The 25,755-nt window shown below is 73.6% G+C and carries 24 protein-coding genes and 4 tRNA genes; 8 read left to right on the top strand and 20 right to left on the bottom strand.

All coding sequences use genetic code 11. From position 1 onward, the window contains the following. The 3 genes from AB0M28_RS08795 to AB0M28_RS08785 all read right to left on the bottom strand — a co-directional run bounded on the left by AB0M28_RS08795 (nt 1) and on the right by AB0M28_RS08785 (nt 709). Nucleotides 1-72: transfer RNA gene (locus AB0M28_RS08795), tRNA-Gly, on the bottom strand. Between the two features lie 37 nt (nt 73-109). Next, nucleotides 110-182: transfer RNA gene (locus AB0M28_RS08790), tRNA-OTHER, on the bottom strand. Nucleotides 183-211: 29 nt separating this feature from the next. Further along, nucleotides 212-709, bottom strand: a complete 498-nt coding sequence (locus tag AB0M28_RS08785; RefSeq protein WP_365399981.1) for an endonuclease domain-containing protein — start codon at nt 707-709, stop codon at nt 212-214. A 190-nt stretch (nt 710-899) separates the two neighbouring features. Here AB0M28_RS08785 and AB0M28_RS08780 point away from each other — a divergent pair. Further along, a tRNA-Ser gene (locus tag AB0M28_RS08780) sits at nt 900-986 on the top strand. A gap of 12 nt (nt 987-998) precedes the next feature. Then, nucleotides 999-1,086: transfer RNA gene (locus tag AB0M28_RS08775), tRNA-Ser, on the top strand. A gap of 57 nt (nt 1,087-1,143) precedes the next feature. On the opposite strand, the gene AB0M28_RS08770 is transcribed toward AB0M28_RS08775, so the two are convergent. Next, entirely contained in the window at nt 1,144-1,677 is a 534-nt protein-coding gene (locus AB0M28_RS08770) for a TrmH family RNA methyltransferase (RefSeq protein ID WP_365399978.1), read from the bottom strand. An 82-nt stretch (nt 1,678-1,759) separates the two neighbouring features. Between AB0M28_RS08770 and AB0M28_RS08765 the strand changes: the two genes are divergently transcribed. After that, nucleotides 1,760-2,704 (top strand): FAD-dependent oxidoreductase, encoded by a 945-nt coding sequence (locus AB0M28_RS08765; protein ID WP_365399975.1) that lies wholly within the window; start codon nt 1,760-1,762, stop codon nt 2,702-2,704. Nucleotides 2,705-2,748: 44 nt separating this feature from the next. Here the strand turns inward: AB0M28_RS08765 and AB0M28_RS08760 are convergent, their stop codons facing one another. Beyond that, nucleotides 2,749-4,035 carry a DUF2817 domain-containing protein gene (locus AB0M28_RS08760; protein WP_365399972.1) on the bottom strand — a complete coding sequence of 429 codons (1,287 nt, stop codon included), beginning with the start codon at nt 4,033-4,035 and terminating at the stop codon, nt 2,749-2,751. 112 nt (nt 4,036-4,147) lie between these two features. Here AB0M28_RS08760 and AB0M28_RS08755 point away from each other — a divergent pair, with 112 nt between their 5' ends. Then, nucleotides 4,148-4,687: a DinB family protein gene (locus AB0M28_RS08755; RefSeq protein WP_365399969.1), complete on the top strand. Its 540-nt coding sequence runs from the start codon at nt 4,148-4,150 to the stop codon at nt 4,685-4,687. Nucleotides 4,688-4,711: 24 nt separating this feature from the next. Here AB0M28_RS08755 and AB0M28_RS08750 read toward each other — a convergent pair whose 3' ends face one another. From AB0M28_RS08750 to AB0M28_RS08735, 4 genes are all read right to left on the bottom strand, one after another. Then, a complete protein-coding gene (locus AB0M28_RS08750) occupies nt 4,712-5,209 on the bottom strand; it encodes a hypothetical protein (protein ID WP_365399966.1) in 498 nt (165 codons plus the stop codon). A gap of 12 nt (nt 5,210-5,221) precedes the next feature. After that, nucleotides 5,222-5,701 (bottom strand): macro domain-containing protein, encoded by a 480-nt coding sequence (locus tag AB0M28_RS08745; protein WP_365399963.1) that lies wholly within the window; start codon nt 5,699-5,701, stop codon nt 5,222-5,224. Between the two features lie 98 nt (nt 5,702-5,799). Further along, nucleotides 5,800-6,297, bottom strand: coding sequence for a GyrI-like domain-containing protein (locus AB0M28_RS08740; protein ID WP_365399960.1), 498 nt, complete (start codon nt 6,295-6,297; stop codon nt 5,800-5,802). A 100-nt stretch (nt 6,298-6,397) separates the two neighbouring features. Beyond that, nucleotides 6,398-7,312, bottom strand: a complete 915-nt coding sequence (locus AB0M28_RS08735) for a LysR family transcriptional regulator (RefSeq protein WP_365400152.1) — start codon at nt 7,310-7,312, stop codon at nt 6,398-6,400. A gap of 181 nt (nt 7,313-7,493) precedes the next feature. Here AB0M28_RS08735 and AB0M28_RS08730 point away from each other — a divergent pair, with 181 nt between their 5' ends. Both AB0M28_RS08730 and AB0M28_RS08725 read left to right on the top strand, forming a co-directional pair. After that, nucleotides 7,494-8,189 carry a type 1 glutamine amidotransferase domain-containing protein gene (locus AB0M28_RS08730; protein ID WP_365399957.1) on the top strand — a complete coding sequence of 232 codons (696 nt, stop codon included), beginning with the start codon at nt 7,494-7,496 and terminating at the stop codon, nt 8,187-8,189. A gap of 83 nt (nt 8,190-8,272) precedes the next feature. Beyond that, on the top strand, nt 8,273-9,079 hold the full coding sequence (locus tag AB0M28_RS08725; RefSeq protein WP_365399954.1) for a MerR family transcriptional regulator: 807 nt from the start codon (nt 8,273-8,275) through the stop codon (nt 9,077-9,079). Here AB0M28_RS08725 and AB0M28_RS08720 read toward each other — a convergent pair whose 3' ends face one another. Continuing rightward, the gene (locus AB0M28_RS08720; protein WP_365399952.1) at nt 9,080-9,466 is read right to left on the bottom strand and encodes a VOC family protein; all 387 of its coding nucleotides are present in this window, start codon (nt 9,464-9,466) and stop codon (nt 9,080-9,082) included. A 127-nt stretch (nt 9,467-9,593) separates the two neighbouring features. Between AB0M28_RS08720 and AB0M28_RS08715 the strand changes: the two genes are divergently transcribed. After that, nucleotides 9,594-11,276: an N-acetylmuramoyl-L-alanine amidase gene (locus AB0M28_RS08715; protein ID WP_365399949.1), complete on the top strand. Its 1,683-nt coding sequence runs from the start codon at nt 9,594-9,596 to the stop codon at nt 11,274-11,276. A gap of 57 nt (nt 11,277-11,333) precedes the next feature. On the opposite strand, the gene AB0M28_RS08710 is transcribed toward AB0M28_RS08715, so the two are convergent. The 5 genes from AB0M28_RS08710 to AB0M28_RS08690 form a co-directional block, all read right to left on the bottom strand. Continuing rightward, complete coding sequence (locus AB0M28_RS08710) at nt 11,334-13,523, bottom strand: 3-hydroxyacyl-CoA dehydrogenase NAD-binding domain-containing protein (RefSeq protein ID WP_365399946.1); 2,190 nt, start codon at nt 13,521-13,523, stop codon at nt 11,334-11,336. A 38-nt stretch (nt 13,524-13,561) separates the two neighbouring features. Continuing rightward, nucleotides 13,562-14,776, bottom strand: coding sequence for an acetyl-CoA C-acetyltransferase (locus AB0M28_RS08705; protein ID WP_365399943.1), 1,215 nt, complete (start codon nt 14,774-14,776; stop codon nt 13,562-13,564). A gap of 49 nt (nt 14,777-14,825) precedes the next feature. After that, entirely contained in the window at nt 14,826-15,968 is a 1,143-nt protein-coding gene (locus AB0M28_RS08700) for an acyl-CoA dehydrogenase family protein (protein ID WP_365399940.1), read from the bottom strand. Further along, nucleotides 15,965-17,116 carry a CaiB/BaiF CoA-transferase family protein gene (locus AB0M28_RS08695; RefSeq protein WP_365399937.1) on the bottom strand — a complete coding sequence of 384 codons (1,152 nt, stop codon included), beginning with the start codon at nt 17,114-17,116 and terminating at the stop codon, nt 15,965-15,967. The genes AB0M28_RS08700 and AB0M28_RS08695 overlap by 4 nt, the downstream gene beginning before the upstream one ends. Before the next feature lie 261 nt (nt 17,117-17,377). Next, nucleotides 17,378-17,761, bottom strand: coding sequence for an MmcQ/YjbR family DNA-binding protein (locus AB0M28_RS08690; protein WP_365399934.1), 384 nt, complete (start codon nt 17,759-17,761; stop codon nt 17,378-17,380). A gap of 91 nt (nt 17,762-17,852) precedes the next feature. Here AB0M28_RS08690 and AB0M28_RS08685 point away from each other — a divergent pair, with 91 nt between their 5' ends. Beyond that, on the top strand, nt 17,853-19,070 hold the full coding sequence (locus AB0M28_RS08685) for a saccharopine dehydrogenase NADP-binding domain-containing protein (RefSeq protein WP_365399931.1): 1,218 nt from the start codon (nt 17,853-17,855) through the stop codon (nt 19,068-19,070). 15 nt (nt 19,071-19,085) lie between these two features. Here the strand turns inward: AB0M28_RS08685 and AB0M28_RS08680 are convergent, their stop codons facing one another. The 5 genes from AB0M28_RS08680 to AB0M28_RS08660 all read right to left on the bottom strand — a co-directional run. Further along, the gene (locus AB0M28_RS08680) at nt 19,086-22,445 is read right to left on the bottom strand and encodes a hypothetical protein (RefSeq protein WP_365399929.1); all 3,360 of its coding nucleotides are present in this window, start codon (nt 22,443-22,445) and stop codon (nt 19,086-19,088) included. A gap of 94 nt (nt 22,446-22,539) precedes the next feature. Then, a complete protein-coding gene (locus tag AB0M28_RS08675) occupies nt 22,540-23,202 on the bottom strand; it encodes an HAD-IB family phosphatase (protein WP_365399926.1) in 663 nt (220 codons plus the stop codon). A 49-nt stretch (nt 23,203-23,251) separates the two neighbouring features. After that, on the bottom strand, nt 23,252-23,551 hold the full coding sequence (locus tag AB0M28_RS08670) for a YciI family protein (protein ID WP_365399923.1): 300 nt from the start codon (nt 23,549-23,551) through the stop codon (nt 23,252-23,254). Between the two features lie 10 nt (nt 23,552-23,561). Beyond that, a complete protein-coding gene (locus AB0M28_RS08665) occupies nt 23,562-24,647 on the bottom strand; it encodes an oxidoreductase (protein WP_365399920.1) in 1,086 nt (361 codons plus the stop codon). An 843-nt stretch (nt 24,648-25,490) separates the two neighbouring features. Next, a partial coding sequence (locus AB0M28_RS08660; protein WP_365399917.1) for a hypothetical protein occupies nt 25,491-25,755 on the bottom strand: 265 nt, incomplete at its 5' end.

The following is a 25,755-nucleotide window of genomic DNA, read 5'->3' as shown; positions in this document are numbered from 1 at the left end:
AGGTCCCGACCGGATTCGAACCGGCGTGGCCGCCTTGGCAAGGCGGAGCGTCTGCCTCTGCGCTACGGGACCGTGCGGCGCGGCCCGCTGGCGCGGTCCGTGCGGCCTGCCCGGGAGGCCGGACTCGAACCGACGTCCTCCCCCGGAGCTCAGGGGCGCGTCTTCCACTGCGCTACACCCGGGCATTGTGCGGGATCGTACCCGACCGCTCTCAGCCGTCCGCGGCCAGGCGGGAGGCTATCCGCCGCATCCCGTCACCCACGACGTACTGCCCGGGCAGCCCGGGTATCTCCACCGGCCGGCCGGGGCGGCGCGGGGGGTGGCGGATCAGATGGGCGAGCACGCGGGCCGCGAGCGCCGGATCCTCCGGGGGCTCCCCCAGCTCGTAGTAGTAGGCGTCGCGCGCCCGCTGCGGGTACGCCTCGGTGAGGCCGAGGATCAGCGCGGGCGGGCGCTCCCGGTAGGCGCCGTAGGGCTGGTCGTACAGGCTGGTGCGTCTCCCCTCCGCCGTGTTGCACGCGCCGCACAGCAGGCCCCGGATCAGCCCGGAGGCGTGATGGTGGTCGACGACCAGCGCCTCCCACAGTCCGCAGACGGCGCAGCGCCCGTCCTGCCAGGAGCGCATGGCCGCGAGCGGCCGTGCCCCCCGCGCGGCGGGCAGTGGCGGCGTCCACTCGTGACAGGCCGGAACCGGCTCGAACCTCCCCATGCCCCGCACACTAACGCCCGCCACTGACAACGCCGATATTCGCTTGCCCGGCGGCCGGGCGACCGGCCACAGTGGGATCACCGACGCGGCACCACTCGGGAAGGGAGCGCCCGCGATGAGCAGTCAGCCGTCCCGTTCAGGGCGCTCGTCACGCGCCTGAAGCCCAGAGGCCCTGCGGCCCTGTGGCCCTGGAGAGTTGGCCGAGTGGTAAGGCAGCGGCTTGCTAAGCCGTAGTCGGGTGTGACAGCCCGCGCGCGTTCGATCCGCGCACTCTCCGCGCAAGTCCCCCGGAGGAGCCAGCCGACAGCCGGCGCCGGCCGCGGTCCCGAAAACCGTTGGGGGTAACACCCGTGCGAGTTCGACCCTCGCCTCCTCCGCAACGAGTCAGCAGCACCGGCGCGGTGCCGGTCACCGTAGCGACCGGCACCGGCCGGTCACAGCAGCCCGGCCGACTTGTAGAGCACCAGTGAGCCCGCCACCGCCACATTGAGGCTGGCCCCCGTGCCGACCATCGGTATCTCCACCACCTCGTCGAGCAGGTCCAGCGCCTCCGGCGGAATGCCGTGCTGTTCGTGGCCGAGGACGATCACCGTCGGGGAGCGGGCCGGAGTGAGGTCCGCCAGGCGGGTGGCCTCTTCCGCGAGTTCCACGCCGAGGATGTGCGTGCCGCGTTCGCGCTGCTTCTCCAGCCAGCCGAGAGGGTCGCCGGTCCAGTGCACGCACGGCCGGCGGCGCAGCGTGTTGCCGCGGGCCACGGCCTCCGGGACCCAGGGGAAGCGCGGCACGGTCAGACAGGCGCCCACGGCGTCGCAGGTGCGCAGGAGGGTGCCGAGGTTGGCGCCGTGCAGCGGCCACAGGGGTGCGGCATAGAGATGGTCCCAGCAGGAGTGGGCGCGGGGACGGCGAATCCGGCGGAGTTCGCGGGGGCTTCGGGTGCGGATTCCCGATCCGCTCCGGTTGCCGCTCATCGCGTGTGAGGCCGGGCCTCCAGGTTGTGAGTCATGCCACCACCTTACCGATCCGTCCGGGCCATGAACCAGACTCGGCCGCATGGCTGATGTGATCGTGATCGGAAGCGGCGTGACGGGCCTGACCTCCGCCGTACGGCTGGTCGAGGCCGGCCACCAGGTGTCCGTGTGGACCCGGGACCCGCTCGGCGCCACGACCTCCGCGGTGGCCGGCGGACTGTGGTGGCCGTACCGGATCGAACCGGCGGACCGGGTGTCGGCGTGGTCGCTGCGCGGTCTGGAGGTCTTCCGGGATCTGGCCGCGCGGCCGGACGAGACGGGGGTCCGCCTGGTCACCGGGACGGAGGCGGGCACGGGCTTCGCGGACGTGGGTCCGTGGGCGCGTGAGGTCGACGGGCTGCGCGAGGCCCGTACGGACGAGCTCCGGGGTGCGGACGAGCACGGCCTGCGGGCCACGGTGCCGCTGGTCGACGTACCCGCCCATCTCACGTATCTGTCCCGGCGGCTCGAGGCCGCGGGCGGCCGGATCGAGCGGCGCGAGGCGGGTTCGCTGATGGAGGCGGACGCGCCGGTCGTCGTCAACTGCTCGGGTCTGGGCGCCCGCCGCCTCGTCGGCGACACGACCGTCCGGCCGGTGCGCGGGCAGCTGGTCGTCGTGGAGAACCCGGGGGTCGAGGAGTGGTACGTCGCCGCCAAGTGGGCGGAGGCGGACACGACGTACCTGCTGCCGCAGCCGTACGGCCTCGTCCTCGGCGGTACGGCCGAGGAGGACTCCTGGGACCTCGCCCCGGACCCGGCCGTCGCCGCCGCCGTCGTCGAGCGCTGCGCCCGCTACGTCCCGGAGGTCGCGCACGCCGAGGTGCTGGCGCACAAGGTGGGACTGCGCCCGGCGCGTCCGTCGGTGCGGCTGGAGGTGGAGCCCGCGCCGGACGGCCGGCGGATCGTGCACAACTACGGCCACGGCGGCGCCGGCGTCACCGTGGCCTGGGGGTGCGCGGACGAGGTGGCGGAGCTGGTGGGCGACTGAGGCGGGCCCTCAGTCGCAGGTGCGCGCGGTGCTCGGACCGCCGCTCAGGAACAGGTGCGCAGCGGCGCGGCTTCGGTCAGGTGGAACGCGGCCCGTTTGTCGAGCAGCAGGGGCACCAGCGCGCGCAGCGGCTGGCGCAGCGGTACGAACGCGCCGTCGTCCTTCGCCGGCCGCACCCGTATGCCGTGCAGCGCCAGCCTCTCCCGGACCTCGGCGAACTGCTCGGCGTCCAGCCGGTAGCCGCACAGCGGCTCGGTGAGCGTCGCGCCCCGGCGCGGCGGATCGTTGTCGGCACCGCCCAGATAGAGCGGCCCGGTACCTCCGTCGCCCTCCCAGGCGGCGGCGCTGGCGGCACTCATCGTGGCGCCCTCGGCCGCCTCGAAGGCGAGGGCACCGCGCAGGGCGGCCAACTGGGTGGCGACCCTGCGGTTGTTGACCACCGCGCCCTGGCGGACCCTTCCGGCCGGGTTGATGCGCGTCTCGACGAGCACGGCCGCCGCGTGCTTCAGCCCGGCCGTGTTGCGCAGGATGCGCTCCTGCCCGTCGCCGGCCACCTGCCGGAGCGGCTCGCCCGTGTCCGGGTCGGTCCAGATGCCGTAGACGCCGGTCGAGAAGCCGGCCCGCTCGGCCGCGGGGCGTATGTAGTCCGTGGCCAGCGACTCCGAGGCGTCGTGCAGGTCCGCGACGACGCCCGCGTGGCGGGGCCACAGGCTCAGTACGTCCTTGCCGTAGACCGGCTCGTTGGCGTGGTACTCGTGCAGGTCGTAGACGAGGTCGGGGTGGTGGTCCCGGATCACCCCGGCGATGGCCCGCGCCTCCGCCGTGCGCAGCACGAGGTGGTCGCGGTTGATGTCCGCGTTCTCGGAGTTCGTACGCCGCTCCAGCGCCAGGCCGTCGGGGTTGGCGGTGGGCAGGACCAGCACGGTGGTGGTGGCGAGGAGCCGTCTGGTGGCCGCGTCGCGGCCGAACGCGAGATCGCGGATGGTGGTCAAGCACGCCTCGCGGCCCGCGGGTTCGTCGCCGTGCTGGGAGCAGATGAGCAGCAGCACGTTGGCCCGCGCCTCGCCGATCCGCACCAGGCGCAGCGGCCGCCCCTGACGGGTCGTGCCGATGGTGTCGACGCTGACGCGGCTGCTGCGCTGCCGTACGGCGGTGAGGAAGCTGAGCTCCTCGGGCTGGGTGGTCCACGAGGCGCCGTGGCGTGACTCGAAGCCCGTGCGCGGCGGGATCCGGGGGTTGGCGGGGGCGCTGCCGGTGATGCTCAGCAGCAGCGTCGCCGCGGCCAGGACCAGGGCGAGTCTCGGCAGGCGCTGTCGTGCTGGGGTGCTCACCTGGGCGTGTCTCCGAGGGCGTTGGAGCGTGAGGCGTGGGGAGAAGGTAGCGCAGCGTGATACGCCGCGTACAGGTATCTTGGAATTCCGGAGCCGCCTACACTCACCGCCTATGCCATTCATAGATGAACAGGGCAGGCCGAAGCCGCCCGTCGCAGCCGACGAGACCGCCACGCTGCTGGGGTTCCTCGACTTCCAGCGGGCCACCCTGGCCTGGAAGTGCCGCGATGTGGACGCGGCGGGGCTGCGCAAGAAGGTCGGGCCCTCCTCCATGACGCTGGGCGGACTGCTCAAGCATCTGGCCTGCGTCGAGGACACCACGCTCGCCGAGTGGCTGCTCGGCACCGAGGCCGGTCCGCCGTGGAGCGAGGTCGACTGGGACGCCCGTCCCGACTGGGAGTGGGAGACCGCGGCCGACGACTCGGCCAAGGAGCTCTTCCAGCTCTGGGAGGACTCCGTCGCCAGGTCCGACGCCACGATCGCGAAGGCCCTGGAGACAGGCGGGCTGGACCAGCTCGGCAACTTCACCAACAGCCGCGGCGAGTCCCCGACTCTGCGCTACATCATCCTCGTCATGATCGAGGAGTACGCCCGCCATGTCGGCCACGCGGACCTGCTCCGGGAGAACGTGGACGGCGTCACCGGGGAGTGAGCGCGGCGGTCGCGGGCGGCCGGGTCACCCCCGCCCGCGACCCGGGTCCAGGGGCTCGCCGAGGACCCGTTCGGCTATCTCCACCGCGAGTTCCCGTACGTACGGCCGCAGTTCCTCCTCGGCCCGCGCGCGGCTGCGGGCCAGCTCCTCGCGCCCCCGGGCCACGAGATCATCGGCGGTGCGCCGCCCTTCCTCCCGGTCGCGGAGGAGGTCCGCCATGCCCTCCTCGGCGGCGGCCTGCCGTATCCGGTTGGCGTCGTGCCGGGCATCGGCGAGCCGGGCCAGATAGTCGGCGCGGACCGCGTCGGCCTCCGCCTGCAGCGCCTCGGCCTGCTCCAGCCGGCCCTCGGTCGCCTCGTACCGCGCCTGCAGTACGGCGTTGATCCGGGGCAGCAGCACCTTCGCGAGCACGAGCGACACACAGGCGAAGGCGACCAGGCCCAGGACGGCCGCGGCGACGTCGATCCGCAGCGGACCGAGCTTCTCCGGGCCGATCCAGACATCGGCGAGCAGCAATTGCATCCGCGTCCTCCCTCAGCCGTCGTGGTCGTAGACCGTCACCGCCACGCCCCGGCCCACCAGCCGGTGCTCGACCAGCGGCTCGATCCGCTCCCACTTCCCTCCGGCCAACCCGCACCCGATCCGCGGCATATGGACGGAGGCTCCCAGCTCCAGCGCCTTGTCCCCCAGCGTACCGAGAGCGGTGTCGATGGCCTCGTACCGGACGGGAACTCCCTTGCTCCCGGTGCGTATACCGCGCTGGCCGACCATGTTGGCCACCCAGAGCCACCGTCCGACCGGCACGAACTGCACCGCCCCCAGCCCGAAGTCGTTGCCGGCGCGCCCGCGGTGCCACCGGCGGTAGGCGGACTCGGGCTCCGGCCAGCGGTGCGACACCGCCAGCACGAAGCCCTTGCCCCAGCCGCCCAGGTCGTTGCAGACGTGGGCGATCAGCTTGACCCCCTTGGCCTGCGGAGCCGTCGCGTCGCCTCGTACATACGTGATCTCCCCCATGGCACGCAACGCTAGCGCGGGGCACTGACAACGCGACGCCGAGCCAGGTGCGCGGCCCCTCGTAGGAGCAAGGCGGCTCCTACACGGAGCCAGCCGGATCAGCCCGCGAGGCGGAACTGGAGTTCCGTCTCCCACTGGGCGGGGTCCGGCTGCTCCCGCGGGTCCGTGCGGTAGCTCTCCAGCCGGCAGCCCCACCGGTCACCCTCCGGCGTACGCTCCACGTCCCACCGGAGCCCGCGCTCGCGGGCCCAGACCAGGAGCGCCCCGATCACGGGGACCAGCTGGTCGGGATGCCCGTGGTGGACGAGGGAGACGTAGCGCCCGGAGGGCAGGACACCGGCGCGCACACCGTCCCGGGTGCCGTCGCCCGGCACCGGCTCGGCCACCGGCCAGCCGGCCTCCACGACCAGCTGCTTCTCCATCTCGATCACCTCGAACCGCAGGAACGGCGGCCCGGCCGGCTCGATCCCCCGCTCGGCCAGCCACGCCCGCACCTCGGGGATGCGGTCGGCGATGACGTCCATGGACTGCAGGGTGCAGGTGCGGCGCAGGGCGACGTAGGGGCGTTCGGGCAGGGTCACGACGGCGGGCGGCATGGGCGCGTGAAGTGTCATGCCTGGTAAGACCCGCCCCGTCGGGAAAACTCACCGCGCCGGCCGCGATCTCCCCGGAACGGACCAGCACTTGGGCGCGGGATCACCAGCCGCGGCCCGCGCCCAGCAGGTGGTCGCGGACGCGGATCACGTCCGGGTTGTCGGGTACGCCCGGCCGCTGGACCAGATAGCCGGTGTTGATCGGCGGGTCGTCCGGTTCGAGGAGCGGCACCAGGGCGCCGGACGCCAGCTCCTCCAGGCAGAGGTACCGGGGCAGGACACTGAAGCCCGCGCCGGCCGCCACCGCCGCCCTGACGCCACGCAGGTCCGGCACGGTGACGGCGGCCGTCCGGGCCAGTCGCCTGCCGAAGACGTGGCGCCAGTAGCGGCGCACGATGGGCAACTCCTCGGCGTACGCCACCAGCGGCACCGCGCGCAGCGCGGCGGGGCCCTCGGCGGCCAGCCGGTCCGTCACACGACCGGCCCAGCCGGGGGCGGCGACCAGGACGAACTCCTCGTCCGTCAGCGGAAGTGCGGTCAGCGTCCGTACCCGGGGCCGGGACGTGGCGATCACCAGGTCGTGCCGGCCCACCCGCAGCTCGTCGAGCAGCGGCGCGGTCAGGCCCGCCACGACCCGCAGCCGCACCCCCTCCGCGACCAGCAGCGCCAGAGCGGGCAGCACACGGGTGCAGAGCAGCTCGGCGGGACCGGCCAGATGGACCGGGGCGGCCACGGCCCCCGCCTCGGTCCGGGTACGGGCCGCCGCCGCGAGTTCGTCGATCGGCGCGGCGATACGGGCGGCCAGTTCGTCGGCCACCGCGGTCGGCGCGACGCCGCGCGGCAGCCGCTCGAACAGCTCCCGCCCGGTCTGCTTCTCCAGGGCGCGCATCTGGGTGGTCACCGTGGGCTGGGACAGGCCCAGCAGCTGCGCGGCGCCGGTGAACGACCCCGACCGGTAGACCGCCAGGAACGTGCGCAGCAGGTTGAGGTCCTGGTGCCCGGCTCCCCGGGGAGCCATGTCCCTGCCCCGGACATGGCCGTCGGCGGCATCACGGTCTGTCATCCCATCAATCCTCGCATGCATTCCCGCCGAGCCATAGGAATGCCTATCCCGGACATCGGTCTCCGCATTGGAAGGCCGCGGTCGGCGGCCCTACCGTCGGGAGCAGACCATCCGCCCACTCCCCGGAAGAAGCACCATGTCGAAGATCCTCTTTGTTGTGACCGGCGCCGACCACTGGACGCTCGCCGACGGCACCAAGCACCCGTCCGGCTTCTGGGCCGAAGAGGCCGTCGCACCGTACGAGGCGTTCAGGGCCGCCGGCCACGAGGTCGTCGTCGCCACGCCCGGCGGCGTCGTCCCCACCGTCGACCGGGCCAGCCTCGGCGCCGCGGTCAACGGCGGCCAGGAGGGCGCGGACAAGGTCGCCGCCGGCCTGGCCGCCATGACCGAGCTGCAGCACCCGATCCGGCTGGAGGACGTCGACCTCGACGACTACGCGGCGGTGTTCTACCCGGGCGGCCACGGCCCGATGGAGGACCTGTCCGCGGACGCCGTCTCCGGCCGGCTCCTCGTCGACACGCTGGCCTCCGGCAAGCCGCTCGCCGTGGTCTGCCACGGCCCGGCGGCGCTGCTGGCGGCCGAGCAGGAGGACGGCACCAACGCCTTCGCGGGCTACCGGGTCGCCGCCTTCACCAACGCCGAGGAGATCCAGGGCGGCCTCGCCGACCGGGCCGAGTGGCTGCTGCAGGACCGGCTCACCGAGGCCGGCGTGCAGGTCGAGGCGGGCGAGCCGTGGGCGCCGAAGGTGGTCGTCGACCGCGAGCTGGTCACCGGCCAGAACCCCGCCTCCTCCACCCCGGTCGCCGCCGAACTGCTGAAGAAGCTGGCCTGACCGCCCGCGCCGGCGCCTCGGCCACCTCGTACACCTGCGGCTTCAGGGCGACACTACTGGTGGGACAGTAATACTGTTACGCCATGACGCAGCAGGTGGAGGCCGCCGGCCTGACAGTGGACGAGCTCGCCGCGCGCGCCGGCGTCACCGTCCGGACCGTCCGCTTCTACTCCACCCGCGGTCTGCTGCCCCCGCCCGTCATCGGCCCCCGGCGGGTGGGGCGTTACGGACCGGAGCACCTGTCCCGGCTCGCCCTCATCGAGGAACTGCAGCACCAGGGCATGACGCTGGCCGCCATCGAGCGGTACGTACGGCAGCTGCCGGACGGCCTCAGCGCCGACGATCTGGCACTGCACCGGGCCCTGGTCGCCGCCTGGCAGCCGGACACCGCCCGCCGTACGACCCGTGCGGAGCTGCAGCAGCGGGCCGGGCGGGCGCTGACCGAGGACGACCTGGACCGGCTGGCCGCGATGGAGGTGCTGGAGCGGACGGACGACCCCGACGTCTTCCAGGCCGATCCCGCGCTGCTGCACCTGGGTGTGCGGCTGCTCGACGTACCCATCGCGCTGCGGACGGTCCTCGCCGCGCGGGAGGTCGTGCTCACGCACACCCGCGAGGCGGCGCGCGAGCTGACCCGGCTGTTCCGGGACGAGGTGTGGGAGCCGTACCGGGAGGGCGGACCGGATCCGGAGCAGGTGGAGACGATGAAGTCGCTCTCCGCCCATATGCAGCCGATGGTCGTCCAGGCGCTGGTCACGGCCTTCCAGCGGTCGATGCGGGAGGAGTTGAGGGCGTCCTTCCCCGCGGAGGAGGAGTCGCGACCGGCTTCCTCGGCCGAGGAGGAGTCGCGGCCGGCTTCCCCTGCCGAGGAGGACGGCGCCCCCCGGTAGCTACGTCCGCACCCACAGGCAGAACGGATGCCCCGCCGGGTCGTAGAACACGCGGGTGTCGTCCTGCGGCTGGAAGGCGGCCGGTTGGGCGCCGAGGGACAGTGCGTACGCCTCCGCCTCGGCCAGGTCCTCCACCTCCACGTCGAGGTGCATCATCATCTGCTGCGCGCCCTCGGCCGAGGGCCAGGTGGGGCGGCGGAAGAGCGGTTCCTCGCTGAAGGACAGGCCCGTTCCGCCGCCGGGCGGGTTCACCTTGACCCAGCCCGGCTCGTCGGCGGTGATCTCCCAGCCCAGCAACTGCTGGTAGAAGACCGCGAGACGGTGCGGGTCCGGCGCGTCGAGCACCGTCGCGGTGAGCTTGGTCGGCGGCTTCCTCGGCACAGACATGGCGGCGAGTCTGTCACAACCGGACACGTATACGAATCAGCCGTTCCGCGTGGCGCCCTTGCCGAGTCCGCGTCCCCGTTGCCATGCTCCGCCTGTCGATTGACAGTCCATCGAACGGGGGAGCGAAATGCGTGTGCACCTCATGCGGGGCCGCCGCTGGGCGGTGCCGCTCCTGACGGCCGCACTGGCCGCGACGGGTCTGCTGGCACCCAGCGGCGCCGCGTCGGCGGCGGCCACCCAGCGCAGCGACGACTTCAGCCTGATCGGCATCTCCTGGCCCGCCTCCTCGGGCGGCCTCGGCGGCACCGCACAGGTCCGCACCCGCGACGCGGCGAGCGGCGACTGGTCGGCGTGGCGGGCGCTGGAGGTCACGCCGCAGCAGGTCGAGGAGGGGCCGAGGGCCCGCGAGCGCCGGACCACGGAGCCGCTGTGGGCGGGTCCGTCCGACGCGGCCGAGGCGCGCGTCGTGCACGCCGACGGCTCGGTGTCCGCGCTGCCGTCCAAGGCCCGGATGGAGCTGGTCTCCCCCGGCGAGCCCGCGCCGTCGACGGCCTCCCCGTATGCCGAGGCCGGCCCGCAGACGCTCGCGGCGGCGCCGCAGCCGTCGGTCGTCTCGCGGGCCGGCTGGGGCGCGGACGAGTCGCTGCGAGCCGATCCGCCGGAGTACGGCGAGAGCGTCAAGGCCGTGTTCGTGCACCACACGGTGAACGCCAACAGCTACTCGTGTTCCGAGGCTCCGGCGATCATCCGCTCCATCTACCGCTACCACGTGCTCACCAACGGCTGGAACGACATCGGCTACAACTTCCTCGTCGACAAGTGCGGCAAGGTCTACGAGGGCCGCTACGGCGGCATCAGCAAGCCGGTGATCGGCGCGCACACGCTCGGGTTCAACACCAACACGGCCGGTGTCGCGGCGATCGGCGACTACTCGAACTACAGCGTCCAGTCGAACGTCGTCGCCTCGGTGAGCCGGGTGGCGGGCTGGAAGCTCGGCCTGACGGGCGTGAAGGCCAACACCAAGGTGTCCCTGGTCGCCGGCGTGGACAACGGCACGTACAAGAAGGGCGAGACGGCCTCCGTCTACCGGGTGAGCGGCCACCGCAACGTCTATGCCACGGCCTGCCCGGGCGCCTCGCTGTACGCGAAGCTGGGCACCATCCGCACCTATGCGTCGGACTGGACGAACCCGTACTTCAGCAAGGGCGTGTGGTACTGGGCCCGTACGGGGACCGTCACCTCCACCTCCGTCCCCGTACAGCTGTACTGGACGGCGGCCGACGACACCGGCGTACGCGCCACCTACGCGACGTCCCCCAGCGCCGCCACCTTCGGCCCGTCGTCCACCTCCTGGAACGCGGGCGTGAAGCCGGGGGCCACCACCACCTGGACGATGAAGACCGTCGACTGGGTGGGCCACACGACGTGGGACTCCACGGCCCACGCGGCGTCGATCGTGCCGGAGACCAGTGCCAAACGCTGGCTGCCCTGGACCACCAGGTACAGCAGTAACCACCTGGGCGGCAAGGCCCTGGCCGCGAGCACCGCGGGCGCCAGCCTGAAGTTCACCTTCACCGGCAGCTCGGTCGCCTGGATCGCGACGAAGTCGTACGACTCGGGCCAGGCGTACGTCTACCTCGACGGGGTGAAGAAGGCGACGATCGACCTCAGGTCCTCGTCCGTGCAGTACCGCCAGGCCGTCTGGGCCGCGCACTGGTCGGGCTCCGGTACGCACACGCTGGCCGTCAAGGTGGTCGGCACCTCGGGCCGGCCGAAGGTCGTGACGGACGGCATCACGGTCGTCAACTGACCGCCCGCACCGAACAGCGAAGGGGCCGCCCCCGACCGGGCGGCCCCTTCCGTACGCTCACACGTCCGTGAACGTCTCGCCCTTCTCGGCCTTCTCCACCAGCAGCGCGGGCGGCGTGAAGCGCTCCCCGTACGCCTGCGCGAGCTCCCTCGCACGGGCCACGAAGGCCGACAGGCCGGCGCCCTCGTCGTAGCCGTTGATGTACTGCAGCACGCCGCCCGTCCACGCCGGGAAGCCGATGCCGAGGATCGAGCCGATGTTGGCGTCGGCGACGGACGTCAGCACGCCCTCCTCCAGCAGCCGCACCGTGTCGAGCGCCTCGGAGAACAGCATCCGCTCCTGCATGTCTTCGAAAGGCACAGTACGGAAGGGAACGGCGGCTGCCCCCGGCTTGGTGAAGTGCTCGCGGAGCCCCGGCCACAGACCCGTCCGCCGGCCGTCGGCGTAGTCGTAGAAGCCGGCGCCGCCGCTGCGGCCCGTACGCCCGAACTCGTCGACCATGCGGTCGATCATGGCCTCCGCCGGATGCGTCTGCCAGGTGCCGCCCTCCGCCTCGACGGCCTTGCGGGTCTCGTTGCGGATCTTCCGCGGGAGGGTGAGGGTGAGCTCGTCCATCAGGGAGAGGACCTTCGCCGGGTAGCCGGCCTGGGCCGCGGCCTGCTCCACCGAGGCCGGCTCGACGCCCTCGCCGACCATGGCCACGCCCTCGTTGATGAAGTGGCCGATGACGCGGGAGGTGAAGAAGCCGCGCGAGTCGTTGACGACGATCGGCGTCTTGGCGATCTGCCGGACCAGGTCGAAGGCGCGCGCGATGGCCTCGTCGCCGGTCTCCGCACCCTTGATGATCTCCACCAGCGGCATCTTGTCGACGGGTGAGAAGAAGTGCAGGCCGATGAAGTCCTGCCGGCGCTTCACCCCCTCGGCGAGCCCCGTGATCGGCAGGGTGGAGGTGTTGGAGCAGAGCAGGGCGTCGGGGGCGACGACGCCCTCGATCTCCTGGAACACCTTGTGCTTGAGCGCGGTGTCCTCGAAGACCGCCTCGATGACGGCGTCGCAGCCGGCCAGGTCGGCGGGGTCGGCGGTCGGCGTGATCCGGGCGAGCAGCGCGTCGCGCTTCTCCTGCGTCGTACGGCCCTTCGCCAGCGCCTTGTCGAGCAGACCGGCGGAGTACGCCTTGCCCTTGTCGGCAGCCTCCTGCGACACGTCCTTCAGGACGACCTCGATGCCCGCCTTGGCGCAGGAGTACGCGATGCCGGCGCCCATCATCCCGGCGCCGAGCACGGCGACCTTGGTGACCTTGCGCGGTTCGACGCCCTGGGGGCGGCTGCGGCCGGCGTTGACGGCGCCCAGGTCGAAGAAGAACGCCTGGATCATGTTCTTCGCGGTCTGGCCGGTGACCAGCTCGGTGAAGTAGCGGGCCTCGATGACCTGCGCGTTCTCGAAGTCGACCTGGGAGCCCTCGACGGCCGCGGCGAGGATGTTGCGCGGGGCCGGATAGGGGGCGCCGCTGGTCTGCTTGCGCAGGTTGGCGGGGAAGGCCGGCAGGTTGGCGGCGAACTTCGGGTTCGCCGGGGTGCCGCCGGGGATCCGGTGGCCGGGGACGTCCCAGGGCTGCCGGGACTCGGGGTGCGCGTCGATGAAGGCGCGGGCCTTGGCGAGCAATTCACCGCGGTCGGCGGCGAGTTCGTGCACCAGGCCCTCGGTGAGCGCCCGCCGCGGGTTGTACTGCGTGCCCTGCAGCAGCACCTTGAGCAGCGCGTCGGCGATGCCCATCAGCCGGACGGTGCGGGTGACGCCGCCGGCGGCGGGCAGCAGGCCGAGGGTGACCTCGGGCAGACCGATCTTGTAGCCGGGGGTGTCGAGGGCGATCCGGTGGTGGGAGGCCAGGGCGATCTCGTAACCGCCGCCGAGCGCGGCGCCGTTGATCGCGGCCACCACGGGCACGCCGAGGGTCTCGATGCGGCGCAGGGCGCGCTTGATGCGCATGCTCGTCCCGAAGACGTCGGCCGCGTCGTCCGGTCCGGCCTTGATCATGTCCTTCAGATCGCCGCCCGCGAAGAACGTCTTCTTGGCGGAGGCGTAGACGACACCGCGCGGCGGCTCGGCCTCCAGCCGGTCCGCGGCGGCCTCCAGGGACTCGATGAAGTCGGCGTTCATGGTGTTGGCCGACTGGTTGGGGTCGTCCAGGACGAGGGTCACGACGCCGCTGTCGTCCTGCTCCCAGCGGATGGTGTTGGTGTACGTCATGCTGCTTCTTCGCTCCGATGGCTGGGTGGTCAGGACGATCAGACGCGCTCGACGACGGTGGCGATGCCCATGCCGCCGCCCACGCACAGGGTGGCCAGGCCGTAGCGCAGGTCGCGGCGCTCCAGCTCGTCGACCAGGGTGCCGAGGATCATGGCGCCGGTGGCGCCGAGCGGGTGGCCGAGGGCGATCGCGCCGCCGTTGACGTTGATCTTGTCGAGCGGCAGGCCCATATCGCGGGCGAAGCGCAGCACCACGGCGGCGAACGCCTCGTTGATCTCGACCAGGTCGATGTCGTCGATGGTCAGTCCGGCCTTGGCGAGGGCCTTGCGGGTGGCCGGGGCGGGGCCGGTGAGCATGATGGTCGGCTCGGAGCCCGAGACAGCGGCGGAGACGATCCGGGCGCGCGGGGTGAGGCCGTAGCGCTCCCCCACCTCGCGGGAGCCGATGGCGACGAGGGCGGCGCCGTCGACGATGCCGGAGGAGTTGCCGGCGTGGTGGACGTGGTCGATCCGCTCCACCCAGTGGTACTTCTGCAGGGCGACCGCGTCGAAGCCGCCCAGGTCGCCGATGTCGGCGAACGAGGGCTTGAGCTTCGCGAGGGAGTCGGCGGTGGTGCCGGGGCGCATGTGCTCGTCGTGGTCGAGGACGACGAGCCCGTTGCGGTCCGTCACCGGGACCACGGAACGGGCGAAGCGGCCGTCCTTCCACGCCTCGGCGGCGCGCTCCTGCGACAGCGCGGCGTACTCGTCGACGTCGCGGCGGCTGAAGCCCTCGATGGTGGCGATCAGGTCGGCGCCGATGCCCTGCGGGGCGAAGTTGGTGGCGATGTTGGTCATCGGGTCGGCGAACCAGGCGCCGCCGTCGGAGGCCATCGGCACCCGGGACATCGACTCCACACCGCCCGCCAGCACCAGGTCCTCCCAGCCGGAACGGACCTTGGCGGCGGCCAGGTTGACGGCCTCCAGGCCGGAGGCGCAGAAGCGGTTCTCCTGGACGCCGGCCACGGTGTCCGGCAGCCCGGCGGCGATCGCCGCGATGCGGGCGATGTCCGAGCCCTGGTCGCCGACCGGGCCGACGACGCCGAGCACGACGTCGTCGACCGCGGCCGGGTCCAGCTCCGGGAAGCGGGCGCGGATCTCGTGGATCAGTCCGACGACCAGGTCGATCGGCTTGGTGCCGTGCAGGGCCCCGTTGGCCTTGCCGCGGCCGCGCGGGGTGCGGATCGCGTCGTACACGTACGCTTCGGTGGTCACGATGCTGGTGCCTCTCAAGTGAGCGTTCAGGCGGGTCGTAAGTGGGCGTTCAGGCGAGCAGGGAGCGGCCGATGATCTCTTTCATGATCTCGGTGGTGCCGCCGTAGATGGTCTGGACGCGGCCGTCGGTGAACGCCCGGGCCACGGGGAACTCCTTCATGTAGCCGTAGCCGCCGTGCAGCTGGAGACACCGGTCCGCGACGCGCTTCTGCAGTTCGGTGGCCCACCACTTCGCCATGGAGGCGTGTACGGCGTCGAGTTCGCCGCGGTCGTGGTCCTCGATGCAGCGGTCGACGAACGTCCGGGTGACCGCGCACTCGGTGGCCATCTCGGCGATCTCGAACCGGATGTGCTGGAACGTCGAGATCGGCCGGCCGAACGCCTCGCGCTCCTTGACGTATGTCGTGGTGAGTTCGAGGAGGTGCTCGGCGGCGGCGATACCGGCGACGGCGATGGCGAGCCGCTCCTGCGGCAGGTTGGTCACCAGGTGCAGGAAGGCGCTGTCCGGCTCGCCGAGGAGGTTCTCCCTGGGCACCTTCACGTCGTGGAAGAACAGCTCGGCGGTGTCCTGCGCGTGCTGCCCGATCTTCTCGAGGTTGCGTCCGCGCTCGAAGCCCTCCATCCCCCGCTCCACGACGAGCAGGCTGAGCCCGCGGGCGCCGCCCTCCGGGGTGGTCTTCGCCACGACGACCACCAGATCGGCGAGGATGCCGTTGGAGATGAACGTCTTGGCGCCGTTGAGGAGGAAGTGGTCCCCCTTGTCCTCGGCGGTGGTGCGGATGCCCTGCAGATCGGAGCCGGCCCCGGGTTCCGTCATGGCGATGGCGGTGATGATCTCGCCGCTGCAGAAGCCGGGGAGCCAGCGCCGCTTCTGCTCCTCGGTGGCCAGGCCCGTGAGGTACGGGCCGATCACGTCGTTGTGCAGGCCGACGGCCAGCCCGGCGGCGCCGACCCGGGTGAACTCCTCGGCGAGTACGACCCCGTAGCGGAAGTCGGGCGCGCCGCCCCCGCCGTACTCCTCCGGTACGGCGATGCCGAGCAGCCCCTGCCGGCCGGCGGCCAGCCACGCCTCGCGGGAGACGATGCCGTCGGCGGTCCACTGCTCGTAGTGCGGTGCGACCTCCTTGGCCAGGAACGTCCTCACCGTCTCGCGGAACGCCTCGTGCTCGGGCGCGAAGAGCGTGCGTTTCACGGGTGCTCCTTGTCGGTTCCGGTCGGGTGCAGGCCGTCCACCTGCCAGTCGTGCGCCACCGCGGCGGCGTCCGCACCGTGCCGGGCGGGCGGCCGGCGCAGGCTGCCGGGGGTGTGGGAGAAGCGCGGGGCGGGGGCGGGCTGGGTGATGCCCTCGTACGTCGTGAACGTGCCGCGGGCGGCCAGGTGCGGGTGGCCGGGGGCCTCGCGCAGCGACAGCACGGGGGCGACGCAGGCGTCGGAGCCGTCGAAGACGCGCGTCCACTCCTCGCGGGTGCGCTGCCGGAAGGTGTCGGCGAGCAGCTCGCGCAGCTCCCCCCAGCGGGCGAAGTCCTTCTGCGCCGGCGCCTTCTCCTCGATCCCCAGCAGCCGGACGAGCTCGGCGTAGAACTGCGGCTCCAGCGCCCCGACGGCCATGTACTGTCCGTCGGCCGTCTCGTAGACGCCGTAGAACGGGGTGCCGCCGTCGAGGAGGTTGGCCTCGCGGCGGTCCTGCCAGCCGCCCGCGGCCACCATGGCGTGGATCATCGAGGTGAGATGGGCGGTGCCGTCGACGATGGCGGCGTCCACGACCTGGCCCTCGCCGGTGGCGCGGGCGTGGTGCAGGGCGGCGAGGACGCCGACGACGAGGTAGAGGGAGCCGCCGGCGTAGTCGCCGAGGAGGTTGGCGGGGACGGCCGGGGCGCCGTCGGCGGGTCCGATCATGCCGAGGGCGCCGGTGACGGCGATGTAGCCGACGTCGTGTCCCGCGGTGGGCGCCAGGGGGCCGTCCTGGCCCCAGCCGGTCATCCGCCCGTAGACGAGGCGGGCGTTGCGGGCGCGGCAGTCGTCGGGGCCGACGCCGAGGCGTTCGGCCACGCCGGGCCGGTAGCCCTCGATGAGGATGTCGGCGCGCTCGACGAGGCCGAGGACGGCCGCGCGGCCGTCGGGGTCCTTGAGGTCGAGGACGACGGAGCGCTTGTTGCGGTTGGTCACGTCGTACCCCGGCTTCACCCCCAGCCCGGGGCCGCCGGGGCGGTCCACGCGTACGACGTCGGCGCCGAGGTCGGCCAGCAGCATCGCGGCGAACGGCCCGGGGCCGATCCCGGCGAGCTCCACCACCCGCACACCGTCCAGCGGACCGGTGCGGTCCTGCTCCGCGCTCGCCATGGGACCCCCTGCGTCGGGTGTGACACCAAGTGTGTAACACCGGTGATGATAAGAACACGTTTCAGTCGACACAAGGGCCGCCCCCCTTCCGGGGGCGGTCCCGGGAGTACGGGCGGGCGGCATCGGGGCGGCGGGCCGGGGGTTGCCTGGTCGGCCTGCGGGACGGACCGGAGGTGCCACGGCCGGCTGCGGGACGGACCGGAGGTGCCACGGCCGGCGGCGGGCCGAAGCCCGCACGGTGGGCTGCCGCGCGCGGCGCGGTCAGTCCTCCGTGCCCAGGCGGGCGACGAGACGCTTGGGGGCGATGGTCCGGTAGCTCTCCTCGACCCACTCCGTCAGGAGCTGGGCCTCGGGGGCGCCCTTGCGGTCCAGCGGGACGGTCACCCAGCCGGCCTTCCCGAGCCCGTAGCCGGACGGCTCCGCGCCCGGGACGGAGAGGGCGTGCTCGTGCACCTGCGGGTCCTTGAGCTTGACCGTGATGCTCGGCGGATAGCTGCCGTCGTCGACGCCGAGGAAGACGAACACCTTCTTGTTGACCTTGATGACGGACTCGCCCCACGGGAACTCCTCGCCCGCCCCGGGCAGCCCGAGGGCGAACACCCGCACCTGCTCCCGTACGGCCATGGGCCCGGACTTCTCCGCCATACCGGCAGCGTAAGCACATCCGCCCGGCGTTCCCAGGCGGAACGGGCCGGACGCGTGGTGCGCGGGACCCGGCCGGCCCTACTCTCGGGTAATGACCTCCGACCCCCAGCCGGCCGACGGCGGCTCCCCCGTGCCCGGCCGCGACCTCGATCTCGTGCTCTTCGGCGCCACCGGCTTCACCGGCCGGCTCACCGCCGGGTACCTGGCCCGCCACGCGCCGTCCGGACTGCGCTGGGCGCTCGCGGGACGCAGCCCGGAGAAGCTCGAGCGGCTGCGGGAGGAACTCGCCGCCGCACACCCGGAGCTGGCCGCTCTGCCGCTGCTGCGGGCCGACGCCTCGGACGCCGAAGGGCTGCGGGCGGTGGCCCGCCGCACGCGCGTGGTCGCGACGACCGTCGGACCGTACCTGGCCTACGGCGAACCGCTCGTCGCGGCCTGCGCCGAGGAGGGCACCGACTACGTCGACCTGTGCGGGGAGCCCGAGTTCGTGGACCGGATGTGGCTAGGCCACCACGCGGCGGCCGTACGGTCCGGTGCCCGGCTGATCCACGGCTGCGGGTTCGACTCGGTCCCGTACGACCTCGGCGTGCACTTCACCGTCGAGCAGCTGCCGGAGCACGTGCCGCTGACGGTCGACGGCTATGTACGGGCCGGCGGGCGGCCGTCGGGCGGCACGTTCGCCTCGACGCTGACGGTGTTCTCCCGTCTCGGCGCGATGCGGCGCGCCGCCCGCGCGCGACGGGCGGCGGAACCCCGGCCGAAGGGGCGCCGGGTGCGCGCTCCTCTCGGCTCGCTCCGGCACAGCGGGGACGCCGCCGCGTGGGCGGTTCCGCTGGCGACGCTCGACCCGCAGATCGTCGCCCGTTCGGCGGCCGCGCTCGACCGCTACGGACCCGACTTCCGCTACCGCCACTACGCCGCCGTCAAACGGCTGCCGGTGGTGCTCGGCGCGGCGGCGGGAGCGGGCGCGCTGTTCGTGGCGGCCCAGGTGCCGCCCGTGCGGCGCGCCCTGTCGGCGCGGCTCGCACCCGGCACCGGGCCGTCGCCCGAGCGGCGGGCGGACAGCTGGTTCAGCGTGCGCTTCGTCGGTGAGGGCGGCGGGCGCCGGGTGGTCACGGAGGTGCGAGGCGGGGACCCCGGGTACGACGAGACCGCGAAGATGCTCGCGGAGTCGGCGCTGTGCCTGGTCTACGACAAGCTCCCGCCCACCGCCGGCCAGACCACCACCGCGGCGGCGATGGGTACGGCGCTGCGGGAGCGGCTGGTCGCGGCGGGGATCAGCTTCCGGGTGGTGGACGAGTCGCCGTAGCCCCCCTTCGGGCTCCTACGTCTCCCGCGCCGTCGTCACCACGCGCGCGGCGGCGCGGACGTCGGGGTGCGGGTGGCGCCGTACAGCACGCAGCGCGGTCCGCCACGGCTCCGTCCACAGGGTGCGCGCCCCTCCCACCGCCACGAGGGTCACCGCGAACATGCCCTCGGGGAGGCCCGGTTCGGCTGCCAGCGAACGCGCCACCGTCAGCAGCTCCTCCGTGCGCCCCGGCCGGCCCGCGTCCCCCAGCAGCCCGGCGAGCCGCGAGGCGGCGCGGTCGGCGAGCAGCGGCCGGTCCGCGCACCGGGCGGTCAGCTCGCGCAGCTCCGAGACCAGCGCCGGGGCGTCCGCCTCAAGGTCCAGTGCCTGCAGCCGCAGCGTCACCACCTCGTCCTCGAAGCCCTCGTACCCGGCGAGTACGCCGGCCGCGCGCAGCTGTGCCGGACGCAGCTGCGCGCGCCGGTAACGGGCGTGGGCGTCGAGCCGGGAGACCAGCGCGGCGACGCGCTGCCTGGCGGGCAGGTCGCGGTCCGGCTCGGCGTCGGGCTGCGCGGGGTCGGCGGCGGCTGTCAGCAACGTCCGCAGGGCCTCGGCGAGCGGGTGCGCGTCGGTCGCCGACAGGCCGACGAGCGCCCGGGCGGCCAGGTCCCACGCCGAACGGTCGTCCAGGTCCGTCACCCGGTCCACGAGCACGCCGGCGATGCCCGCGTCCCACGGCGCCCACTGCGCCAGCGCCGGGTACAGGGCCTGCGCCGTCTCCGCGTCGGGCGGCGTGCACGCCGCCCGCATCAGCGCCGCGTACCGCGGCCGGTGCTCCTCGTCCACCTCGTACACGGCCGTACGGGCGAGGGCCTGGCGCATCTCGCGGGTACCGGCGGCCGCCGCCCCCAGCACGGACCACGCCTCGGGGCGGTGGAGCAGCAGGCGCGCGGTGGCCACGCACGCCGTGCGTACGTCGGGATGCTGGCCGGGCAGTTCGCACGCCTCGCGCAGCAGCCCGGCCGCCTCGGCGGCGGGGAGCCGGGCGGCGGCCAGCCGGACCGCCTCCTTGCGGCTGGTGACCTTCGCGCCGCGTTCGTCGTCCGGTACGAGCAGCGCCCGCAGCCGGGCGCCCAGCCGCGACGGGGCGGCGTAACGCGCCGCGCGTGCCGCCGCGTACACCGCCACCCGCGCGCGGTCGCCGCCGGCGTGCTCCAGCAGCAGCGGCAGCGTCTGTGCCGGCTCGTCCGTCCACACCAGCGCGCCCAGCGCCGCCTCCGCCAGCGGGACGTTGGCCGAGGCGAGGTAGCGGCGCACGACGTCGAGTCCGGCGTCGGGGATCGGCGCGGCCTCCCAGATCGCCGCAGCGCGGATGTGCGCCGCGTGCCCGGCGTTGCCCGCCGTCCGGGCGAGCAGGGCGGCCGCCGCCCGCTGCTGCCGGGGCACCCAGCGGTGCGCCCCGTTCACCGGCGGCGTCCAGTGGCTGCGGGCGGTGAGGAAGCGGCCGTAGGGCGGCGTGTCCGCCAGTACGGGGTCCAGCAGGTCGGTGCGCCGCTTGACGAGGACGTCGAGCACGGGCGGGAGGACGGCGGCCGACGGCTCCAGCTCCAGGATCCGGGCCACCTTCTCGTCGCGGCCCCGCGGCTGTTCCAGCCACAGGGTGATCGCGGTGCGGACGGTGGTGTCGCTGCCGTACTGGACGGCCTGCCACAGATACTCCTGCAGCTCCGGCATCCGCCACGCGCGCCGGCCGAGCGCCCGTACCAGCGCGAAGGTGAGCGTGTGGTCGACCTTGTCGGCGCCCGCCTCCAGCCACGGGCGCAGGGCGGCCACCACCTCGTGCTCCTGGCCGCGGCGGAGGGTGGTGTCCAGCCGGCCCAGGTTCACACCGCCGGTCTGGCCGGAGAGGGCGGTGACGGTGTCCAGCGACCAGGCGATCAGGGCGGTGCGGCCCGTGACAGCGTGCTCGCGCAGGACGGCGAGCGCCAGCGCGCCGAGCGACCTGCGGACATCCCAGGAGGAGTCGCGGGCCTCGACGGCGTCCGTCGCGATCCGTGTGAGGACGTCGGCGTCGTCCTCCGTGAACAGCGAAGGGTGCACATGTGCCAGGGCCGAAAGGGCGGCGGCCCGCACCGGCTCCTGCTCGTTGCGCAGCCGCAGCAGGTCGCGCAGCATCCCGCCGACCGCCTGCGGGTCGCGGAAGCGGGCGGCGTTGCGGACGAGGAACGGGTACGCCTGGGCGCGCTCCTCGGCGTCCGGACGGCGGACGGCGGCGAGGAGTTCGTCGCGGGCCTCCTCCGGCGGCAGATACGTGACGGCCGCCAGCACCTCGCTCCAGTGCGCGTCGCGCTCCCGCGCCTGCGCCGCCATCCGCCGGGCCTCCACGATCCGCCGCTCGTGCGGCAGTACGTCGAGCAGCACGGGGGCCAGGGCGGCGCGGGACAGGTCCTGGGAGTCGGTGGCGGTGTCGAACAGGGCGGCGCGGCGGGAGGGCGGCAGGCAGGCCAGGAGCCGGGCCAGGGCGGTGGGGTTGTCGCTCCAGGCCCGGGCCAGGTCGGCGAGTTCGGGCGGATCGCGGCGGACCAGGCGGTGCAGCACGGCGGCGTCCAGCCCGCTGCCGCCCAGCTTGGGACGCAGCCTGGGGCGCAGCAGCAGCCGCACGGTGCGGCCGGGGGCGGCTTCGACGAGCCGGTTGAGCTGTCCGTAGACCGGCCACGGAAGCGTCTCGTACCGCTCCAAGACGGCGAGCACGCCGAGCGGTTCGGGCTCGACGAGGGCGGCGAGCGCGTCGCCGTGCGAGGCGAGCCAGCCCTCGCGGACGTCGGGGGCGAGCTGGTCCAGCTGCCGCTCCACCTCGGCGAGCAGCGGACCCGGGTGGCGGCGGGCGAGCAGCCGGTATCCGTCGAGCCCGCGGAAGAGGCGCGGCAGCAGCCGTACGACGGTGTCCTGCACGCAGGCGGCAAGCAGCCCGGCCGCCTCCTCCGCACCCCAGCGCTCCGCGAGGGGCTCCACCAGCGCCTCGGCGAGGGCGGTGCGTTGCCCGACGGCTATGGCGCGCAGGATCTGCTGCCGGGCGACGGCCGGGGCGTCGTCGAGCGCGGCGGTCACGGCGTCGTCCGCGAGGCGTCCTTTCCTCAGCGCCGTGACGGCGGGCGCGCGGACCAGGTGGTCGGCGTCGGCCAGGCACCCCTCGAGGTACGCGTCGTCCTGCGCGACGCCGGCGATGTGGGCCGCCGTGCGCCGTCCGTGGGTGCCGTGGGTGCTCAGGCCCTCGAGCAGCTCGTCGAGGTGCCCCTCGTCCCGGGCGCGGCGGGCTTCCTCGGCGAGGCGGCGCATGCGCTGCGGGTAGGAGAGGCGGTCGACGGAGGCGAGCAGTTGTTCGGTGCGCTGGGGCATGGCGGGGATTGTCGCAGGGTGGGGGGTGGGGGTGCTGGTGGATTTCGGGGGTGTGCGCGGTGGGGTGGAGTGGCTCTGTGCGGTCGTGCGGTGGTCAGGTGGCGGGTGCGACCAGGCGGCGTAGAGCGGGCAGTACGCTCCGCAGGTCGGGGTCGTCCACCGACACGGTCGCCGCCGCCCGCGCCCCGGGCGAGGCGTTGAACGCGACGCTCAGTCCGACGGACGCGAACAGGGGCAGGTCGGACCTGCTGTCGCCGACAGCGGCGCACGAGCCCGGCGCCAGACCCAGCTGCCGGGCCTGCGCGAGGGCGAAGTCCCGTTTGCCGTACTCGTCGAAGTGCCGCGCGACCCGCCCCGTGTACCGCCCGTCCACGACCTCCGGCCGGGGGCCGCTGTACGCGTGGAAGCCGAACCGTCCGGCCAGGTGGGCGCCGACCGGCGACCAGGCGAGGGTGGCCAGCACCGGCACCAGTCGGTGCCGCCGGCACCAGTCCACCGTCTCGGGGATGCCCGGGACCAGGGGCAGCTCCTGGAGCCAGCCGGACACCTGCGCCTCCTCGACGCCCTTCCAGCCCGCCGCGTCCAGCTCGCTGACCTCGCGGTTGTCCAGGGCCCCGGCGGCGTAGGCGTCCTCGGCGGCCGCGAGCTCGTCGCGGTGGCCGAGGAATCCCGCCAGATGGGCGGACGAGCCCGCGCCGGGGACGAGGGTGCCGTCGACGTCGAAGAACACGGCACCTGCGTGATCGGATGGAAGCACCGGGCAAGGATGCCAGGTTCCTGCTCCGGGGTGGGAGCGGGGCTTCGTACTAGCCCGGCAGTTGCTGCCGGAACTCCGCCAGCTGCGGCGCCGTCTTCGTGGCCTGGAACTCGGTGATGCCGTACGTCGCGACGCCCGCCGTGACGAAGGGGTCCTGGGCGACCAGGGCCTCGATCTCGGCACGGTCCTTCGCGACGGCGATGATGACGCCGCCCTCCCGCGGGTTCTTGCGGCCCGAGGCGAGGGCGACGCCGTCGTCGTACAGGCCGGTCAGCCAGGCGACGTGCGCGTCGAGCGCGGCGTCCACCCGGTCGAGCGGCGCGGTGTAGGTGAGGTCGAGTACGAACATGCCTCGCAGGCTACTGGAGCCGCGCGACGCGCCCCTGCTCGCCCGACGCCCAGCAGCCCAGGTCGAAGGCGCAGTCGACGGTGTCGTACGAACCGGTGTCGAAGGGTCGCCAGGTGCGGCCCGCATCGAGCGTCACGTCCGTGCCGGTCGGTCCGACGGCGATCGCCACGCTGGTGCTGTACGGCAGCCAGGTCGCCCCGGAGCGGTACGCGGGCGGCGGCTGCGCGGCGGACGTCCAGTCGGCGCCGCCGTCCGTGGAGCGCGAGGCGGCGTCCGGGGAGGGCGCACCGGGCTGGAAGTCGCCGCCGACGGCGATGCCGTGCGCGCGGTCACGGAAGGCGAGGGCGAAGACGCCGGCGGCCGGGCCGGACGGGATCCGCGACTCCGCCGCCGTCCAGGTGCGACCGCGGTCCGCCGAGTGCAGCACGCGGGCGGTGGCGCCGCCGCCGGTGGCGATCCAGGCGTCGGAGCGGCCGGCGCTCGTGATGCACTGGCCGCTGGCGGCGAAGGCGAACTCGCCGGGGAGCGCGGCCGGCATCCCGTCGTTCGGCAGGATCTCCCAGTGGCGTCCGCCGTCGGCCGTCGACAGCACGCGGAACTTCCCGTCGACGGGATCGCTGAGGGCGAGGCCGTTCCTCGCGTCGAAGAACGTCATGCAGTCGTAGAAGGCGGCGGGGTGGTCGTTGCGGAAGGTCTCCGTCCAGGTCTGTCCGGCGTCGTCCGTCCGGTAGACGCGGGAGTCCTCCCCCTCGCCGATGGAGAGGATGACGGCGCTGTCCGCGTCGAACGCCTCGATGTCGCGGAACTGGAGCGCCTCGGTGCCGGGCGGTCCGACGCTCGCCCACGTCCGCCCGCCGTCGGTGGTACGCAGCACGGTGCCGGCGGAGCCGGAGGCCCAGGCGACGTGCCGGCTCACGGCCGACAGCCCTCTGAGCCGGGCGGTGCTGCCGGTGTCCTTCAGCTCCCAGTCGAGGCCGTTCAACCTGCCTTGCGGTCCGGAGTCCGCGGCGGCGACCGGCAGCCCGCCTCCGACGAGAAGGGCTGCCGCGCAGAGCCCAACTATCCCTGTACGCCTCAGCGTTCCCTGCAGAGTCATGGGCGGAAGTTAGCAGGGAGCTGGGGGCGGGGCCACAGTGCGGGCGGGTTGGTGGGGGTGGGCGGTTCGTTACCGGTGGTCGGCGCCGCCCGCGCCTTCGGCGCGGGGTTGCCCCCACCCACACGCCACCCGTTACGGGTTGTCTTGCCTGACGTCGGCGCCTGGGGGTGTGAGGTGCGCGCCCGCTGGCCCGCCTCGCTTATATGGCGTCGGTGGGGGTTTTTGCTCTGATGGCGCCCATGGCTCGAGGGCGGGTTGTCGGCGTCCGGCTGGCGTGGTTTGGGCGGCGAGTTGTCGGTCGGTTGCCATGCGGCGGGGGGTGGTGGCCGGTTGCCATGCGGCGGGGGGTGATGGCCGGTTGTCGTTGCGGATCGAAGCGATTCTGCGGCCCCAAGGGGCCTTGCCGGGGCGGAGCGGGAGGGGGACGGCGCCATGGCGCCGCCCAGCGGGTCGGCTCCGCTGGCGCTGCGCCGGTGCGGAGCGGAACGGCTCCGCTTGCGCTCCGCCGGGGTGCGTCGTCCGGTGACCCGGTGGGGTTGCGCCGGCTCCGCTGCGCTGCGCCGGCTGACGGGGAGCTGGTGCGGCTCCGCTGCGCTGCGCCTTTCGGGGCCGTGCGCGCAAGCGCGCCCGGGGGATACCGGAGAGCGGCTCGCATCGCCCCGGGGGTGGGCCCGCACACGGCAGTGCAGGGACAGCACCCGCGCACCGACCATCTGGGCGGATTCCACGCACCGGCCCGTCAGGCGGAGCCCGCGCACCGACGCGCAGGGCCAAGCCCGAGCACCCGCCCGTCAGGCGAAGCCCGCGCATCGACGCGTGGGGCGAAGCCCGAGCACCGGCCCGTCAGGCGGAGCCTGAGCACCCGCCCGTCAGGCGTACTCCGAGCACCGACCCGTCGGACAGCGCCGAGCACAGTCCGGCCCGGCATCCCTCCAGAGCGTGCCCAAGTGCCTCCCCCTCACCGGCCCGTGGGGTGACCTCGCTGTCCGCCCACCCTCTCCATGTCGTGAGGGCTTGGTCGAACGTCGGGCTGTCGTACGTCACGCCGTTGATCGTCTTCACGCCGCTGCCCTCGGACAGCAGGTAGAAGAAGTGGTTCGCCGGACCC

The organism is Streptomyces sp. NPDC051940, from assembly GCF_040680895.1.
Taxonomy (GTDB): domain Bacteria; phylum Actinomycetota; class Actinomycetes; order Streptomycetales; family Streptomycetaceae; genus Streptomyces.
The sequence above is the reverse complement of the archived record's forward strand: the minus strand, read 5'-3'. Positions and strand labels throughout refer to the sequence as shown.